Below are 17,361 nucleotides of genomic sequence, written 5' to 3' on the forward strand. Positions count from 1 at the left end.
CGCGATGAGTCTTGCGGAGGAGAAGACCGGTGACCTACATCATCGCCGAGCCGTGCGTGGACGTGCTCGACAAGGCATGCATCGAGGAGTGCCCGGTCGACTGCATCTACGAGGGCAACCGGATGCTCTACATCCACCCCGACGAGTGCGTCGACTGCGGTGCCTGTGAGCCGGTCTGCCCGGTCGAAGCGATCTTCTACGAAGACGACGTGCCGGAGCAGTGGAAGGACTACACCGGGGCGAACTACGAGTTCTTCGAGGACCTGGGCTCGCCCGGCGGCGCCTCCAAGATCGGCAAGGTGGAGAAGGACGCGACGTTCGTCGCCGCCCAGCCGCCGCGCGGAGAGGGCCACTGAACCGGCCCGCGCCGGTCTCGTCGCGGCTGCCCGACTTCACCTGGGACACCCTCGAGGCCGCGGCGGCGACGGCCGCGGCGCACCCGGACGGTCTCATCAACCTCTCGATGGGCACGCCGGTCGACCCGGTGCCCCCGGTGATCCGGCAGGCCCTCGCGGACGCGTCGGACGCCCCCGGCTACCCGTTGACCGCGGGCACCCCCGCGCTGCGGGACGCCATCGCGGCCTGGGTCGCCCGGGCGTGCGGCGCGGGCGTCGACGGGCTCGGCGTGCTGCCGACGATCGGTTCCAAGGAACTGGTCGCCTGGCTGCCCACGCTGCTCGGCGTCGGCCCCGGCGACGTGGTCGTGGTGCCGTCCGTCGCCTACCCCACCTACGAGGACGGGGCCCGGCTGGCCGGCGCCACCACCGTACGCACCGACTCGCTGACCGCGGTCGGTCCCACCCCCCGGGTGCGGCTGGTCTGGGTCAACTCGCCGGGCAATCCGACCGGGCGGGTGCTGCCCGCCACCCACCTGCGCAAGGTGGTCGACTGGGCGCGCGAGCGCGGTGCGGTGGTCGCCAGCGACGAGTGCTACCTGCCGCTGGGCTGGGACGTCGAGCCGGTCTCGATCCTGTCGCCCGAGGTCTGCGGTGGGTCGTACGAGGGCGTGCTGGCGGTCCACTCGCTCTCGAAGCGCTCCAACCTGGCCGGCTACCGGGCCGGCTTCGTGGCCGGTGACCCGGCGCTGGTGGCCGAGCTGCTGAAGATCCGCAAGCACGCCGGCATGATCGTGCCCGCTCCGGTGCAGGCGGCGATGGTGGCCGCGCTGGGCGACCAGGCGCACGCCGACGCGCAGCGGGAGCGTTACCAGCGCCGGCGCGAGCAGCTGCACGCCGCCTTCACCGGGGCCGGCTTCACCGTCGAGCACTCCGAGGCCGGGCTCTATCTCTGGATGACCCGGGGCGAGGACTGCTGGGAGACCGTCGACTGGCTGGCCCGGCGGGGCATCCTGGTCGCCGCCGGGATCTTCTACGGCCCGGCCGGCGCCCGGCACGTCCGGGCGGCGCTGACCGAGTCCGACGAGCACGTCGCGGCGGTTGCCGACCGGCTCGCCCAGCCCTGAGCGGCCCGCCGGCCCACCCGACCCGGAGTCGTACACCGGCTCCGCCTGCCCGATCCGACGCGGCGGCCGACCCCTCGGGGCCGGCCGCCGCGTCGGGTCAGTCGTTGATCTGCTCGAACACCCGCAGCAGGGTGTCCCGGCTGTGCTTCTCCAGCAGCTCGCTGGCCATCAGCTCCTGCACCTGCACGACCCGGCCGTCGTGCAGGGTCAGCGTCGCCTTCAACGGCACCTGCCTGGTCACCTCCACGGAGGCGATCTCCTCGTACGGCAGGTACGGGTGCCGGGTGGCCAGCTCGCTGACCGGCCCCGACCCGAGCAGCGCCTTGAGCCGATTCTCGCCCTCGCTGGACTTGCCCGGGTCGGGGATCAGGATCAGCCCGTTGTCCAGCACGAGCACGTCGTGCTCCCGGCCGTCGATCTTGATGTTGGCCAGCGCGGCGATCAGGTCGGCGTCGCGCGCGGACGCCCTGGCCTGCACCACCGTCGCCTGCGTCACGTCGACGCCCCGCTCGGCGAGGCGGGCCAGCGCCTCGTCCACGGTCTCCGGGGAGACCGCCAGCTTGGCGATCTCGGCCAGGTCCCACGGCTCGCCGCTCGGACCGACCAGCCGGGCCGGGCCGGACCAGGAGAGCTGCCAGTGCGCCGTCCCCGAGCGGACCGCCGCGTTGTCGAGCAGCGTCTCCATCGGCCCGGCGAAGGCGACGGCCGCCTCCTTCCGGGTGGCATCGGCGAAGAACTGCTCGGCGAACTCGCCGAGCCGGCCGGAGCGGACCAGGTCCAGCACGGTCGGCAGGCCTGGCGCCGCCGTGCCGGTGAACCGGCCGGCCGCCCGGTAGATGCGGTCCGCACGGTGCTGCACCGAGGCGGCCACCGCCTCGGCGATGAACTCGGCCCAGGGCAGCCGCCGACGGGATCCGTGTGCGACCACGAGGTCCTGGAGCTGGAGCCCGGCGCTCGCCACGTCGGCGAGCATGATCCAGGCCGGCCGGTCGTCCGGCGTCACGCCCGACGCGGGCGTCTCGGCCATCGCGGCGACCCGTACGCCGATCGGCGGGTGGGTGTCCCAGCGGGACCCCTCCCGCTCCGGCGCGTTCTCCCGCAGTTCGTCGATCTCGCCCCGGCGGGCCTCGATCAGCTGGGCGAAGCCACCGAAGAGGTCGTCCGGCGCGAGCCCGGCCGACCAGCCCGGGTCGACGTACCGGGTCTCGTAGAAGTGCCAGGCCGCGGAGAGCGCGGGGAGCGTCCGCAGCGCGGAGGTCGCCGCCTCGGGGCCGGCCAGCCGCACCGACGCCCGGTCCGCCTCCAGCTCCTGGCGCCGGGACGCCGCGTTGTCGACCATCAGGTAGAGCTTCGCGTAGCCCTTGAACACCCACCCGATCGGGTTGCGCGGGCTGATCCGCTCGACGGTCCCCTCGATGGCCAGCCGGCCCCGGTAGGCGACCCCACCGAGGCGGGTGTGCCGGCCCGAGTAGTGGCCCAGCTCGTGCGCGAGCACCGAGCGGAACTGGTCGACCCGCATCGCCTGCAGCAGCGGCAGCCCGACGTAGAGGGTGCGCCGTCCGCCGAGCAGGCCGAGCAGCCGGCTCTGCTCGCCGACCGCCGCGTTCACCTCCGGCACCAGCCGGATCTCGTCGGGCGCCCGGGTGCCGACCGCCGTGGCCAGCTCCCGCACGGTGGCCCAGAGCTGCGGCGCCTCCCGCTCGCCCAGGATCAGGCCGGGCGCCGGCTCGTTCTTCGTACGGATCGCCTTCCAGAGCCCGACGGCGACCGCGCCGAGCGCGACCACCAGCGGCAGCAGCAGCTTGCCGGTCACCGCGCCGTTGGTGTGGCCGTACAGCCAGACGCCGAGCGCGGCGACGGCGGCGAGCTGGAGCAGCGCGACGACGTAAAAGCCGATCAACATGACCACCGAGGCGAGCGCCCGGTACGTCGCGGACATGTGCATCCTTTCCCCGTGAGAAGAGCCCGCCTTCGATGCCTGACGGGCTGCCGGGGGACCGTACGACGCGGGCGCGGCGCAGGCAAGCCCCTTCCGTCCCGACCGGCCCCTGACTGAGCGCCGGACGGTATCCTCGGCGGGACTTCCAGCGGGGCCGACCCGGCCCCGGAACGACGGGACGCCGAGGTGGGCCGATGGTGGGCGGGTCCGGCGGGCAGGCGCGGGCGGCGGTGGTCGGCACCGGCCTGATCGGTGGCTCGGTGCTGCTCCGGCTGCGCGACGCCGGGCTCGACGTCGCCGGCTGGGATCCGGACCCGGCGACCCGCCGGTACGCCGACGAGCGTGGCGTCGCCGCCCCGGACACCCTGGAGGAGGCGGTCGCCGGCCGGGACTTCGTCTTCCTCTGCGGCCCCCTGCCGACCCTGGCCGGGACGCTGACCCGGGTGGCCGGCGCCACCGACGACCGGTGCGTGCTCACCGATGTGGGCAGCACCAAGGCGGACGTGGCCACCGCCGCCACCGCGCAGGGGCTCGGGCACCGGTTCGTGCCCGGCCATCCGATGGCCGGCGCCGACCGGGCCGGCCTCGCCGCCGCCACCCCGGCCCTGCTCGACGGGGCCGCCTGGGTGCTCTGCCCGGCGCCGACCGGGATGGCCGCGTTCCGCCGGCTCGCCGCGCTGCTGGTGGACGTCTTCCACGCCCGGGTGGTGCCGATGTCGGCGCCGGAGCACGACACCGCCGCGGCGCTCGCCTCGCACCTGCCGCACCTGCTCGCCGGCGCGCTGGCCGGTACGGTGCAGCGGGCGGCATTGCGGGACGCGGTGCTCGAGCTCGCCGCCGGCAGCTTCTCCGACGGCACCCGGGTGGCCGGTGGCCCACCGGAGCGGACGGCGAACATGCTGCTCGGCAACCGGGACCGGGTGCTGGCCGAGCTGGATGCGGTGCGGGCCTTCCTCGACGAGCTCGCCGACGCGCTGGGGAACGGCGACGCCGGGGCGCTCACCGGCCGGCTCGACGAGGCCCGGGCCGCCCGGGCGGCGTTGGTCCACCGCTCGTACACCACCCACCGACGCGAGTTCCCGGCGGAGATCGACCACGCGGGGGAGCTGGCGTACCTCCGGGAGCTGGGGGCGGCCGGTGGCCACCTCACCGGCTGCCGGGTCGAGGCCGGGGCGGTCACCTACACGGCGCACCTGCCGGTCGCCGCGCCACTAGGGTGAGGGGCATGGCGGACGCACCGGCCGTGGCGGTACGCGGCGAGGCGTACCGGAAGGCCGCCCCCGAGCTGAAGCTGGACCCGCGCTCGCAGCCCGTGCAGGCGGCGGTCGAGGCCCGGTTCACCATCAGCGAACCGGTGCTCGGCTGATGCCCGCGGCACAGGTGCTTCCCCTCGGCGAGCTGGTGGCCCGGGCGCGAGCCCTGGCCGCCGCCGGCCCACGGCAACTGCTCGGCATCGCCGGGGCTCCGGGGGCGGGCAAGTCCACCCTGGCGGAGCGGATCGTCGCCGAGGTCGGCCCGAGCGCCCGGCTGGTGCCGATGGACGGCTTTCACCTGGCCCAGTCCGAGCTGGCCCGGCTGGGTCGGGAGGGGCGTAAGGGGGCCCCGGACACCTTCGACGTCAACGGCTTCGTCTCCACCCTGCGCCGGCTGCGTCGGCTGGAGCCGACCTCGGTCTGGGCGCCGGCGTTCCGCCGCGACCTGGAGGAGCCGGTCGCCGGGGCGATCGAGGTGCCGCCCGAGGTCCGGCTGGTGGTGACCGAGGGCAACTATCTGCTGCTGCGCGACGACCCGTGGGAGGAGGTCCGCACGCTGCTGCACGAGGTATGGTTCCTCGACCTGGACGCCGAGCTGCGGCAGCGCCGGCTGACCGCCCGCCACGAGGCGTACGGGAAGACCCCGGAGCAGGCGCGCGCCTGGGCGCTGGGCAGCGACGAGGCGAATGCCGCCCTGGTCGCCGGCACCGCCGACCACGCGGACCTGGTGGTCCGGCTGGCCGACCCCCTGCCGGAGTGACATGACGGTCCGGCGGAGCAGCGGTGCTGAAACCGCCGTTCTGGCAGTTCAGGCGGTCTGATCCAGGCTGCGCACCGGTCGCGCGGGATTGCCCACGGCCACCACGTCGGGGGGCAGGTCCCTCGTCACCACGGCCCCCGCGCCGACCACCGTGTTCTCCCCGATGGTGACGCCGGCCAGCACGATGACCCCGCCGCCGAGCCAGACGTTGTCGCCGATGGTGATCGGTTTGGCCGCCTCCCATTTGGCCCGGCGGGCCGCCGGCTCGATGGGATGGGTGGCCGTGAGGAGTTGCACGTTCGGCCCGATCTGGACGTCGGCGCCGATGGTGATCCGGGCGACGTCGAGGAAGACCGCGTTGAAGTTGACGAAGCAGCGCGGCCCGATGTGGGTCTGCCAGCCGTAGTCGCAGTGGAAGGGTGGCCGGACCCAGGTGTCCTCGCCGAGCGAGCCGAGCAGTTCGCGCAGCGCGGCGAGCCGTCCGTCCGGATCGTCGGCGGAGCTGCCGTTGAAGCGTTCGGTGAGCCGGGCCGCGCGGTCCAGGTCGGCGGCGATCTCGGGGTCGTCGGCGATGTAGAGCTCGCCGGCCAGCATGCGTTCCCTCATGGTGGTCACGTGAGATCCCGCCCTTCTGGACGGCGGACGGGCCGGGGCGACGCGCCCCGGCCCGGACCGCCTCAGTCGTTGGCGTGCAGGGCCGCGTTCAGCTCGATGCCCCGGCCGGTCCGCGGCTTCGCCTCCAGCGCGCCGGTGACCGAGTTGCGCCAGAACAGCAGGCCGTCGACCCCGGAGAGGTCGCGGGCCTTGACCACCCGGCCGTCCGGCAGGCTGATCTTCGAGGCCGCGGTGATGTAGCAGCCGGCCTCCACCACGCAGTCGTCGCCGAGCGAGATCCCCACGCCCGCGTTCGCGCCGATCAGGCTCCGCTCGCCGACGCGGACCTTCTCGGTGCCGCCGCCGGAGAGGGTGCCCATGATCGAGGCGCCGCCGCCGATGTCGGAGCCGTCGCCGACCACCACGCCCTGCACGATCCGCCCCTCGACCATCGAGGTGCCCAGCGTGCCGGCGTTGAAGTTGACGAAGCCCTCGTGCATCACCGTGGTGCCGGCGGCCAAGTGTGCGCCGAGCCGGACCCGGTCCGCGTCGGCGATCCGCACGCCGGCCGGGACCACGTAGTCGGTCATCCGGGGGAACTTGTCCACCCCGTACACCACGAGGTGGCGGCCGGCGGCGCGCTCGATGACACGCAGCTCGTCCACCCGCTCGGGCGGGCACGGCCCGGCCGAGGTCCAGGCCACGTTGGCCAGTTTGCCGAAGATGCCGTCGAGGTTGAGCTCGTTGGGCCGCACCATGCGGTGGGAGAGCAGGTGCAACCGGAGGTACGCGTCGGCGGCGTCCTTGATCGGGTCGTCCAGCGAGCCGAGCACGGTGACCACCTCGACCGTACGCAGGCCGGGCATCGCCCGTTCGCCGACCGCGCCGGGCGGCAGGTCGAGCACGTCGGCCTGGTCCTCCCCGGGGACCAACGGCAGCTCGCCGAGTCCGAGCTTGCCGGTCGGGTACCAGGTGTCGAGCACCTGGTCGTCAGCGGTGATCGTGGCCAGGCCGATGCCCCAGGCCGAATCGGACGTCACAGCTTCACCTTTCGTTCGCGGCTGCGCTGGCTGCTGGTCGCGGCTGCGGGGCTCGCAAGCTCACTCCTCGCGCTCACCATGGCTGACGGTACCGTGCGAAGCATGCAGAACCCGCTGACCCCCGAGGTCCTGGCTGATCCGGTGGCGCTGACCCGCGCCCTGGTCGACATAGAGTCCGTCTCCCTCAATGAGAAGGCGATCGCCGACTGTGTCGAGGAGGTGCTGCGGGAGGTACCGCACCTGAGCACGTACCGGCACGGCAACACGGTGATGGCGCGTACCGACCTGGGCCGGGCGCAGCGGGTGGTGCTCGCCGGCCACCTGGACACCGTCCCGCTCAACGACAACTTCCCGTCGACCATGCGCGGCGACCTGATGTACGGCTGCGGCACCTCGGACATGAAGTCCGGGGTGGCCTTCGCGCTGCATCTCGCGGTCACCCTGCCCGACCCGCGCTACGACGTCACGTACTTCTTCTACGAGGCCGAGGAGATCGAGTCGAAGTACAACGGCCTCACGCTCGTCTCCCAGGCCCATCCGGAGTGGCTCCAGGCCGACTTCGCCGTGCTGCTGGAACCGACGTACGGAATCGTCGAGGCCGGCTGCCAGGGCACCATGCGGGCGATCGTGTCGACCACCGGTGTCCGGGCCCACTCGGCCCGCTCCTGGCACGGGGTCAACGCCATCCACGCGGCCGGGGAGGTGCTGCGGCGGCTGACGGCGTACGGGGCGCGGCGGGTCACCATCGACGGCTGTGACTACCGGGAGGGCCTGAACGCGGTCCGCATCCACGGCGGGGTCGCCGGCAACGTCGTGCCGGACCGATGCGAGGTCGAGGTCAACTACCGCTTCGCCCCGGACCGGACGCCGGAGCAGGCCGAGGCGCACCTGCGCGAGGTCTTCGCCGGCTTCGAGCTGGCCGTGACCGACCAGGCGGCCGGCGCGCCACCCGGCCTGACGGCCGCGCCCGCGCGGGAGTTCCTGGAAGCGGTGGGCGCGGCCCCGATCGGCAAGCTGGGCTGGACCGACGTGGCCCGGTTCGCGGCCCTGGGCATCCCGGCACTGAACTTCGGCCCGGGCGACCCGAACCTGGCCCACCACCCCGACGAACACGTCGAGCTGACGAAGATCCGCGATGGGGCGGCCACCCTGCACCGGTGGCTCGCCTCCGTCTGAGCCCGGAGATGCGATCGGGGGGCCCGCGTCGGTGACGCGGGCCCCCCGAGGTCGTGCCGGCGGACCGTCAGATGGTCGTCGTCAGCGAGGCGTCCGTCTCGGCGGAATCGCCGGTGAGGTCCGGGTGGTGGGCCTCCATCATGCGGGCACGGCGGCGCTCGGCCACCACGTCGCGGATCCGCCGCTGCATCTGCCGGCGGATCCGGGTCCTCTCGGTGCTGTTGATCAACGCTGGCTCCTCCCCCGAAAGCACGCGCCGGGGCATACCCCGTATGTGAATAGTAAGACGTACGGGCGACAGATTTAGTTGCCCAAGATCGCCAAGAATTTTTCCCGCTCGCCGGCCGGCGCACCCGGCAGCCGTGGCTCCACTACGGTGGCTCCATGAACCAGAGCGACGGGCGGCAGTCCGACCGCGGCCCGAGCGCGGTGCGGCACCGAGGCGCCGTCACGCTGCGCAATCGAGCCATCCCGACCAGTACCGCCGACCAGCGGCTGCTGGACTCCCGGGGCCGCGGCGACTGGAAGACCAAGGACGCCTGGCGGGCGCTGCGCATCCTGTCGGAGTTCGTCGAGGGCTTCGACACCCTGGCCGACCTGCCGCCCGCGGTCAGCGTCTTCGGCTCGGCCCGCAGCAGCCCGGAGAGCCGCGAGTGCCGGATGGCCGAGGAGTTGGGCGGCGCGCTGGCCCGGGCCGGGTTCGCGGTGATCACCGGCGGCGGCCCGGGCGTGATGGAGGCGGCCAACCGGGGAGCCAGCGAGGCGGGCGGGCTCTCCGTCGGGCTCGGCATCGAGCTGCCGTTCGAGCAGGGCCTCAACGACTGGGTCGACCTGGCCATCGACTTCCGCTACTTCTTCGCCCGCAAGACCATGTTCGTCAAGTACGCCCAGGCGTTCGTCGTGCTGCCCGGCGGTTTCGGCACCATGGACGAGCTCTTCGAGGCGCTCACCCTGGTGCAGACCGGCAAGGTCACCCGCTTCCCGGTGGTGCTGATGGGCGTCGACTACTGGCGGGGTCTGCTCGACTGGTTGCGGGACACCATGGCCGCCGAGGGCAAGATCGGCCCGAACGACCTGGATCTGATCTGCCTCACCGACGACGTCGACGAGGCGGTCCGGCACATCGTGAATGCCGAGGCGGTCCTGTCCGCCGAGCAGGAGGCGATTCGCGAGGAGGCGGTCGCTCGGCGCGTCGCCGACCAGCAGGCCGCCGAGGCCGCGTCCGAAGGGCCGGCGTCCGAGCGGCCCGGGTCGCGCCCGGCGGGGCAGGGCTGACGTGGCCGCGATCTGCGTCTTCTGCGCCTCCTCCCGTACTCTCGACGCCCGCTGGCTCGAGCTGGCGGCCGAGACCGGCGCGGAGCTCGCCCGGCGGGGGCACGTGCTGGTCAGCGGCGGTGGCTGCGTGGGGATGATGGGCGCGGTGGCGGACGGGGCGCGGGCGGCCGGCGGTCGCACGCTGGGGGTGATCCCGCAGGCTCTGGTCGACCTGGAGGTCGCCGATCTGGCCGCCGACGAGCTGCTGATCACCGACGGGATGGCCAGCCGCAAGACGCTGATGATCGCGCGGTCGGACGCGTTCGTCGCCCTGCCCGGGGGGCTCGGCACGCTCGACGAGTTGTTCGAGGTGTGGACCACCGCCACCCTGGCCATGCACACCAAGCCGATGGTGCTGGTCGACGCGGACGGCTTCTACCGCCCCCTGCTCGACTGGCTGCGTACCCTCGCCGACCGCCACTTCCTCAAGCCGGCGGGCCTGGACCTTCTCCTGATCGCCAAGACCGTCCCCGAGGCCCTCGACCTCCTCGACGCCCGCCTTCCCTGACCCCGGCCGCTTGGTCATGATGTCGCCCTCCGCGTCGGCGTGCCGCGACGACAACTTCGTGATCGACGTGAGCTGGGCGGCAGGGGGGCGGTGCGGGTGTCGTACCGGGATGGTGGGATGAGGTGGTGCAGGCGTACCGGTTGGTGCGTCGGCCTGCCGGGGCGGCGACGGGGGTCTCCCGCACCGGCGGGGCGGGGCAGGGGGGCGGTCGTGACGCGGCCGGGACGGAGCCGCGATCCGGGGGGTCGGCGGGCGATGCCGCACACCCGCCGCCGCATCGGCCCGACCCGGTGCAGGCCGAGGTCGTCGCGCACACCGACGGGCCGATGCTGGTCGTCGGCGGGCCGGGCACCGGCAAGACCAGCACGCTGATCGAGGCGGTCGCCGCGCGGGTGGCCGAGGGCGTCGACCCCGAGCGCATCCTGGTGCTCACCTTCGGCCGGCGCGGCGCCACCGACCTGCGCCACCGGATCGAGGCGCGGATCGCCGGCGCGGGCAGCCTCCACCAGAGCGGGCGGGCAGCCAGCAGCCCGCCGGCGGCGAGCAGCACCGCGACCCGGCCCGCCCGGGTGGTCCGCGAGCCGCTGGTACGCACCTTCCCGGCGTACGCCTTCGGCCTGCTCCGCCGGGCCGCCGCCGAGCGGGGCGAGCCGTCGCCCCGGCTGCTCACCGGCCCCGAGCAGGACCTGATCATCCGCGAGCTGCTCGACGTGGTCGGCGAGGAGCCGGGGGACGACCCGGTCGGCTGGCCGGAGGACCTGCGGCCGGCGTTGCGCACCCGGGCGTTCGCCGCCCAGCTCCGCGACCTGCTGATGCGCGCCGCCGAGCGGGGCGTCGGCCCGGTCGAGCTGGCCCGGCTGGGGGAGAAGCTGGGCCGCGACGACTGGCCCGCCGCCGCCCGTTTCCTCCGCGAGTACGTCGCCGTCCTCGCGCTGCGCGACGTGAGCAACCGCGGCTCGATCGCGTACGACCCGGCCGAGCTGGTCCGGGCCGCCACCGGCATGCTGCTCGACGATCCGGAGCTGCTGGCGGCCGAGCGCCGCCGGTTGGCCCACGTCTACGTCGACGAGCTGCCCGACACCGACCCCGCCCAGCTCGACCTGCTCGCCGTCATCGCCGGCGGGGGCAGGTCCCTGGTCGCGTTCGCCGACCCCGACTCATCCACGTACGCCTTCCGCGGCGCCGACCCGGCGGGCGTGACCACCTTCCCGCACCGGTTCCGTACCGCCTCCGGGGCGCCCGCCGCGCAGGTCGTGCTGACCACGTCCTACCGGACCGGAGCGGCGCTGCTGGCGGCGACCGCCCGGCTGGCCCGCCGGCTGCGCGGCCCGGCGGCGCACCGGCGGCTGCGCCCGCTGCCCGACACGCCGCCCGGTGCGGTCGAGGTACGCACCTTCCGCTCGGCCACCAGCGAGTCCGCCTGGCTGGCCCACGCCCTGCGCGAGGCGCACCTGCTCGACGGGGTGCCCTGGTCCCGGATGGCGGTGCTGGTCCGCTCCACCGGACGGCAGCTGCCGTCGTTGCAACGCGCCCTGCACACCGCCGGCGTACCGACCGTGGTGCACGGCGAGGACCTGCCGCTGCACCTCCAGCCGGGGGTGGCTCCGCTGCTGCTCCTGCTCCGGTGCGCGCTGGAACCCGACCGGCTGGACGAGGAGGCGGCGGTCTCGCTGCTGCACTCGCCGCTGGGTGGCGCCGACCCGCTCGCCGAGCGGCGGCTGCGGCAGGGGCTTCGCGCCCTCGCGCTGGCCGCCGGTGACCGTCGCCCCTCCGGTGAGCTGATCGTCGAGGCGCTGCGCGATCCGGCCGAACTGGCCGCCATCGAACGGCGCTGGGCGGCCCCCGCCCAGGCGGTGGCGCACCTGCTGGCGACCGCCCGGCAGGCCGCTGCCACCCCCGGGACCACTGCCGAGGAGGTGCTCTGGGCGGTGTGGCGGGAGAGCGGGCTGGCCGAACGCTGGGCCGGGGCGATCGCCCGGGGCCGGGCGGCCACCGGGGAGCACGAGACCGCCCAGCGCTGGCGGGCCGAGGCCGCCGACCGGGACCTCGACGCGGTGCTGGTGCTCTTCGACGCGGCGGCCCGGTTCACCGACCGGCTGCCCGGCGCGCGCACCGAGGTCTTCCTCGACCACGTGCTCGGGCAGGACCTGCCGGCGGACACCCTGGCCGCCAGCGCCGACCGGGGCGAGGCGGTACGCCTGCTCACCGCGCACGCCGCCAAGGGCCTGGAGTGGGACCTGGTCGCGGTGGCCGGGGTGCAGGAGGGCGTCTGGCCGGACCTGCGGCTGCGCGGCAGCCTGCTCGGCTCGGAACGGCTGGTCGACGTGCTCGCCGGCCGGGCCGACGGCACCGGTGTCCGGGCCAGCATGGTCGGGCAGACCTCGGCGCTGCTCGACGAGGAGCGCCGGCTGTTCCACGTCGCGATCAGCCGGGCCCGGCGTCGGCTGCTGGTCACCGCGGTCGCGTCGGCGGCGGTCGGCGGCGACGACCACGAGGAGCAACCCAGCCGGTTCCTGCTCGAGCTGGGTGCCACCGAGCCGCCCGCGACCGGCGGCGGCGCAGCCCCGACCGGCCCGGATCCGAGGCCGCGGCCGACCGAGGCCGCTCCGGCCGGCGTCCCGCCCGCGGCCGGCAACACCAGCCCGCCCGCGCCGTCGGACGGGCCGGTGCCGACCGTCGACGAGGATGCGCAGGACGAGCCGCCCGGAGCGCTCCCGGTCACCCTGCCGCCGCGCGGGCTCACCCTGTCCGCGCTGGTGGCGGAGCTGCGTACCGCGGTGACCGATCCGGCGGCGCCACCCATCCGGCGGCGCGCGGCGGCGGCCGAGCTGGCCCGGCTGGCCGCCGCCGGGGTGCCCGGCGCACACCCCGACGACTGGTGGGGGCTGCGCGGCCTCTCCGACGACCGGCCGCTGGTCGACGAGGGGGAGCCGGTGCGGGTCACCCCGTCGGCGATGGAGAGCGCGCTGCGCTGCAGCCTGCGCTGGCTGCTGGAGCGCCACGGTGGCAGCGCCCCGGCCAGCGCCGCACAGGGCGTCGGCAACCTGGTGCACGCCGCCGCGATGCTGGCCGAGGACGCCAGCGTCGACCGCTCCGCCCTGCTGGAGTACGTGGCCGCCCGGTTCGACGCGATCGAACTGGCCGCCCGCTGGATGGTCGGCCCGGAACACGCCCGGGCCGAGGCGATGGTGGACAAGCTGCTGCGCTGGCTGGCCGGCAATCCGCGCCGGCTGCTGGCCATCGAGCACGAGTTCGCGGTCCGGCTCGACGACCCGCATCGGCCCGTCGAGCTGACCGGCCGGGTGGACCGGCTGGAGGTGGACGCCGAGGGCCGGCTCGTGGTGATCGACCTGAAGACCGGCAAGTCCACCGCGGTCACCGAGCGGGAGCTGGCCGAGCACCCGCAGCTCGGGGCCTACCAGGCAGCCGTGGAGGCGGGGGCGTTCGCCGAGTTCGGCGACGAGACCGGGGGCGCCGCACTGGTCCAGCTCGGCACCGGCACCAAGGACGCCAAGGAGCAGACCCAGGCCGCCGCCGGGGAGGGACCCGAGGCCGGCTGGGCCACCGCCCTGGTGCGCCGTACCGCCGACACGATGGCCGCCGCCACCTTTGCCGCGGTCGCCAACTCGAAGTGCCGGGTCTGTCCGGTCCGGACGAGCTGCCCGGTGTCCGGGCAGGGACGCCAGGTCGTCGAGCCGCCGACGGAGCACCCATGACGACCCAACCGGCCCTGTTCGGCAGCACGACCCCGGCACCCCGGGCCGCCGACTCCGGGCCCCGCTACACCCCGGTCGAGCTGGCCCGGCTGCTCCGGCTGCCGGCACCGACCCGGGAGCAGGCCGCGATCATCGCGGCGCCGGTGGAACCGCTGCTGGTGGTCGCGGGCGCCGGGTCCGGCAAGACCGAGACGATGGCGGCCCGGGTGGTCTGGCTGGTCGCCAACCAGTACGTGCGACCGGAGCAGATCCTCGGCCTCACCTTCACCCGCAAGGCCGCCGGTGAGCTGGCGCACCGGGTGCGTACCCGGCTCGACCAGCTCATCCGACGGCTGGGCCGGCAGGGCCGGGACTCGCACGACGACCCGCTCGCCGGTGAGCCGACCGTGTCCACCTATCACTCGTACGCCGGCCGGATCGTCACCGAGCACGGGCTGCGCGCCGGGTACGAGCCGACCACCCGGCTGCTCACCGAGGCGTCCCGCTGGCAGCTCGTCGACCTGCTGGTCCGCAACTACGACGGCGACATGTCCGACGTGGACCGGATGCCGAGCACCATCACCGACGCGGTGCTGGCCCTCGCCGGCGAGCTGGACGAGCACCTGGTCGACCCGGACGAGCTGGCCGCCTGGACCGGCCGCTTCTTCGCCGACGTGCAGTCCCGACCCGGCCGGGTCTACGCCGACGTGCGCAAGGCGCTCCAGCTCCAGCGGACCCGGCTGAAGCTGCTCCCGCTGGTCCGGGCGTACGCCCGGCGCAAGGACGACTTCGAGGCGATGGACTTCGCCGACCAGCTCGCCCGGGCCGCCCGGGTCGCCCGGGACCACCCCGGCGTCGGGGTGATCGAGCGGGACCGGTTCCGGGTGGTGCTGCTCGACGAGTACCAGGACACCAGCCACGCCCAGGTGGTGCTGCTCAACGCGCTCTTCGGCGGCGGCCACCCGGTCACCGCCGTCGGCGACCCCTGCCAGTCCATCTACGGCTGGCGGGGCGCCAGCGCCGGCACGCTGGACCGGTTCCCCACCGAGTTCGCCCGCGCCGGCGGCGACCCGGCCGGGGTGCTCGGCCTCAGCACGAGCTGGCGCAACCGGCCGGAGATCCTCGGCGTGGCCAACGCGCTGTCGGTGCCGCTGCGCGCGGCCGGTGCCCGGGTGCCCGAGCTGCACGCCGCGCTCAGCGTCCGCGAGCCGATCCCGCACCGCAGCCCCCGCGGGCAGGCCGCCGGCACCGTGCACTGCGCGCTCCTCGAGACGTACGCCGACGAGGCCGAGTGGATCGCGGACAGCGTGCTCGCCGCCTGGCGCGGGGCGGCCGGGATGCCGGACGCGCTGCCCGAGCACATTCCCGTGCCCCGGCGCCCCACCACCGCCGTGCTGGTCCGGCTGCGCAGCCAGATCCCCGCGATCGAGTCGGCGCTGCGCGCCCGTGGTCTGCCGGTCGAGGTGGTCGGGCTGGGCGGCCTGCTGGACACTCCCGAGGTCCGGGACGTGGTCTGCACGCTGCGCGTGCTCGCCGACCCGACCGACGGAGCGGCGCTGCTGCGGCTGCTCACCGGGGCGCGCTGGCGGATCGGGCCGCGCGACCTGGTGGCCCTGCACCGGCGGGCGAAGGGCATCGCGAGGTCCCGCCGGGAGCTGGCCGGCGACGACGGGCCGGAGATCACCGTGGACGCGCTCGACGAGGCCACCCTGGTCGAGGCGCTGGCCGACCCGGGGCCGGCGCAGGCCTACTCGGCGGAGGGATACGCGCGGCTGCGGTCGTACGGGATGGAGTTGGCGCTGCTGCGCTACCGGCTGGACCAGTCGCTGCCGGAGCTGATCGCGGACATCGAGCGGACCATCGGCCTGGACGTGGAGGTGGCGGTCCGGGCCGGCCGGGACGGCACCGGCGATGCCGGCCTGGCCCGTGGCCACCTGGACGCGCTCGGCGACGTCGCGGCCCGGTTCAGCGGTGAGACGCCCGGCGCCACCCTCGCCGGCTTCCTCGCCTACCTGGCCGCCGCCGAGGACGAGGAGCGCGGCCTCACCCCGGGCGAGGTCGAGGTGGTGGAGGGTGCGGTGCAGATCCTCACCGCGCACGCCGCCAAGGGTCTGGAGTGGGACGTGGTGGCGGTCGCCGGCCTCACCCGGGGCGTCTGGCCGGGGCCGGTGCGCAACTCCGACCACTGGCTGGGCGGGCTGGGCGTGCTGCCGTTCCCGCTGCGCGGCGACGCCGACGGGCTGCCCGAGCTGAGCCTGGCCGGGGCGGCGGACCAGCGCGGGACGGCCCGGGTGCTGGAGGAGTTCACCGACGCCTGGCGGGCGCACGACGAGCGGGAGGAGCGCCGGCTCACCTACGTGGCGGTGACCCGGCCCCGCCGGCTGCTGCTCTGTTCCGGCTACTGGTGGGGGGAGGGGACGAAGCGGTTCCGTGGCCCTTCGGTCTTCTTGCGTGAGGTGCACGACGCCTGTCTGGACGGCGCGGCCGGGCACCTGGTCGACGAGTGGGCGCCCGAACCGGCCGGGGACGCGGTGAACCCGACCACGGAGATGGTGCTCCGGGCCGAGTGGCCGGCCGATCCGCTCGGCGCCCGCCGGCCGGCGCTGGCCGAGGCCGCCGCGCTGGTCCGCCGCTACCTCGCCGACCCGGCGGCGGCCCGCCGCGAGGAGGCCCTGCCCGCGGCAGGCCGGTCGCGGACCGCCGGTGACGGCCCGGAGCCGGGCGCTACCGGCGTGGGTCGGGACGGCGCGTCCGAGACGGCCCCGGTCGACGCGGCGGGCGGCGCCGACGGGCTCGCGGACGACCCGGAGGTGGCCCGCTGGCGGCGGGAGGCCGACCTGCTGCTCGCCGAGCGGGCGGAGCTGGCCCGCCGGGCGGAGGCGGTCGAGGTCGAGCTGCCCGGGCACCTGTCGGTGACCCAGCTGGTGGCGCTGCGCCGGGACCCGCAGGCCCTGGCCCGGGCGCTGCGCCGGCCGATGCCCGCCGAGCCCAATCCGTACGCCCGGCGCGGCACCGCCTTCCACACCTGGCTGGAGCAGCGCTTCGGCGCCGACCGGCTGCTGGATGTGGACGAACTGCCCGGCGCGGCGGACGACGACGCCGCCCCGGACGAGGCGCTCACCGAGCTCCAGGAGCGCTTCCTGGCCAGCGAGTGGGCCGACCGGGTGCCGGTGGAGGTCGAGGTGCCGTTCGCCACCGCGCTCGGCGGCGTGGTGCTCCGGGGGCGGATGGACGCCGTCTTCGCCCGCCCCGGTGGCCGGTACGACGTGGTCGACTGGAAGACCGGCCGGCAGCCCACCGGGCGGGAGGCCGAGGCGGCGGCCGTCCAGCTCGCGGTCTACCGGCTGGCCTGGGCCGAGCTGGCCGGCGTGCCGGTCGAGCGGGTGGGTGCCGCGTTCCACTATGTCCGGGACGGGGTCACCGTCCGGCCGGCCGACCTGCTCGACGCCGACGGGCTGGCCACGTTGCTCGCCGGCGTGCCGGAAATCCCGGCGGATCCCACGGTGCCCGGTTATCCGTGATACGTTGGGCAGCGTTGCAGTTTTGGTTTCCAGAGGCTCTGTGTGCGCCTGGCGGATTGTGGCCCCAGGCGCTCTTTGTTGTGTCCGGAGTTCTCCGGG

14 protein-coding genes are annotated in these 17,361 nt (G+C 75.0%); 10 read left to right on the top strand and 4 right to left on the bottom strand.

Annotated elements, in window-relative coordinates:
• Window positions 1-29: 29 nt before the first annotated feature.
• Entirely contained in the window at window positions 30-356 is a 327-nt protein-coding gene (fdxA, locus tag ACNAVT_RS08440; protein WP_007464872.1) for a ferredoxin, read from the top strand.
• On the top strand, window positions 353-1,462 hold the full coding sequence (dapC, locus tag ACNAVT_RS08445; protein ID WP_416294697.1) for a succinyldiaminopimelate transaminase: 1,110 nt from the start codon (window positions 353-355) through the stop codon (window positions 1,460-1,462). The genes fdxA and dapC overlap by 4 nt, the downstream gene beginning before the upstream one ends.
• A gap of 97 nt (window positions 1,463-1,559) precedes the next feature.
• Here dapC and ACNAVT_RS08450 read toward each other — a convergent pair whose 3' ends face one another.
• Window positions 1,560-3,401 (bottom strand): M48 family metalloprotease, encoded by a 1,842-nt coding sequence (locus tag ACNAVT_RS08450; RefSeq protein ID WP_416294419.1) that lies wholly within the window; start codon window positions 3,399-3,401, stop codon window positions 1,560-1,562.
• A gap of 194 nt (window positions 3,402-3,595) precedes the next feature.
• Here ACNAVT_RS08450 and ACNAVT_RS08455 point away from each other — a divergent pair, with 194 nt between their 5' ends.
• From ACNAVT_RS08455 to ACNAVT_RS08465, 3 genes are read left to right on the top strand one after another with little or no spacing between them, the layout of a single operon-like run.
• Window positions 3,596-4,621 (top strand): prephenate dehydrogenase, encoded by a 1,026-nt coding sequence (locus ACNAVT_RS08455; protein ID WP_416294421.1) that lies wholly within the window; start codon window positions 3,596-3,598, stop codon window positions 4,619-4,621.
• A 5-nt stretch (window positions 4,622-4,626) separates the two neighbouring features.
• On the top strand, window positions 4,627-4,767 hold the full coding sequence (locus ACNAVT_RS08460) for a hypothetical protein (RefSeq protein WP_416294423.1): 141 nt from the start codon (window positions 4,627-4,629) through the stop codon (window positions 4,765-4,767).
• Window positions 4,767-5,414: a nucleoside/nucleotide kinase family protein gene (locus ACNAVT_RS08465; RefSeq protein ID WP_416294424.1), complete on the top strand. Its 648-nt coding sequence runs from the start codon at window positions 4,767-4,769 to the stop codon at window positions 5,412-5,414. The genes ACNAVT_RS08460 and ACNAVT_RS08465 overlap by 1 nt, the downstream gene beginning before the upstream one ends.
• 48 nt (window positions 5,415-5,462) lie before the next feature.
• On the opposite strand, the gene ACNAVT_RS08470 is transcribed toward ACNAVT_RS08465, so the two are convergent.
• Both ACNAVT_RS08470 and dapD read right to left on the bottom strand, forming a co-directional pair.
• Window positions 5,463-6,029, bottom strand: a complete 567-nt coding sequence (locus ACNAVT_RS08470) for a sugar O-acetyltransferase (protein WP_416294425.1) — start codon at window positions 6,027-6,029, stop codon at window positions 5,463-5,465.
• 62 nt (window positions 6,030-6,091) lie between these two features.
• Complete coding sequence (gene dapD, locus ACNAVT_RS08475; RefSeq protein WP_416294427.1) at window positions 6,092-7,048, bottom strand: 2,3,4,5-tetrahydropyridine-2,6-dicarboxylate N-succinyltransferase; 957 nt, start codon at window positions 7,046-7,048, stop codon at window positions 6,092-6,094.
• A 102-nt stretch (window positions 7,049-7,150) separates the two neighbouring features.
• On the opposite strand from dapD, the gene dapE reads away from it, so the two are divergent.
• Window positions 7,151-8,224 (top strand): succinyl-diaminopimelate desuccinylase, encoded by a 1,074-nt coding sequence (gene dapE, locus ACNAVT_RS08480; RefSeq protein ID WP_416294429.1) that lies wholly within the window; start codon window positions 7,151-7,153, stop codon window positions 8,222-8,224.
• A gap of 67 nt (window positions 8,225-8,291) precedes the next feature.
• Here dapE and ACNAVT_RS08485 read toward each other — a convergent pair whose 3' ends face one another.
• Window positions 8,292-8,453: a hypothetical protein gene (locus ACNAVT_RS08485; RefSeq protein WP_416294430.1), complete on the bottom strand. Its 162-nt coding sequence runs from the start codon at window positions 8,451-8,453 to the stop codon at window positions 8,292-8,294.
• 155 nt (window positions 8,454-8,608) lie between these two features.
• Between ACNAVT_RS08485 and ACNAVT_RS08490 the strand changes: the two genes are divergently transcribed.
• The 4 genes from ACNAVT_RS08490 to ACNAVT_RS08505 all read left to right on the top strand — a co-directional run bounded on the left by ACNAVT_RS08490 (window position 8,609) and on the right by ACNAVT_RS08505 (window position 17,262).
• Window positions 8,609-9,499 (top strand): TIGR00730 family Rossman fold protein, encoded by an 891-nt coding sequence (locus ACNAVT_RS08490; RefSeq protein ID WP_416294431.1) that lies wholly within the window; start codon window positions 8,609-8,611, stop codon window positions 9,497-9,499.
• A gap of 1 nt (window position 9,500) precedes the next feature.
• Window positions 9,501-10,046 carry a TIGR00730 family Rossman fold protein gene (locus tag ACNAVT_RS08495; RefSeq protein WP_416294432.1) on the top strand — a complete coding sequence of 182 codons (546 nt, stop codon included), beginning with the start codon at window positions 9,501-9,503 and terminating at the stop codon, window positions 10,044-10,046.
• Window positions 10,047-10,372: 326 nt separating this feature from the next.
• A complete protein-coding gene (locus tag ACNAVT_RS08500) occupies window positions 10,373-13,762 on the top strand; it encodes an ATP-dependent helicase (protein ID WP_416294699.1) in 3,390 nt (1,129 codons plus the stop codon).
• Window positions 13,759-17,262: an ATP-dependent helicase gene (locus tag ACNAVT_RS08505; protein WP_416294434.1), complete on the top strand. Its 3,504-nt coding sequence runs from the start codon at window positions 13,759-13,761 to the stop codon at window positions 17,260-17,262. The genes ACNAVT_RS08500 and ACNAVT_RS08505 overlap by 4 nt, the downstream gene beginning before the upstream one ends.
• Window positions 17,263-17,361 lie beyond the last annotated feature (99 nt).

The organism is Micromonospora sp. SL4-19 (genome assembly GCF_047921475.1).
Classification (GTDB): Bacteria; Actinomycetota; Actinomycetes; order Mycobacteriales; family Micromonosporaceae; genus Micromonospora.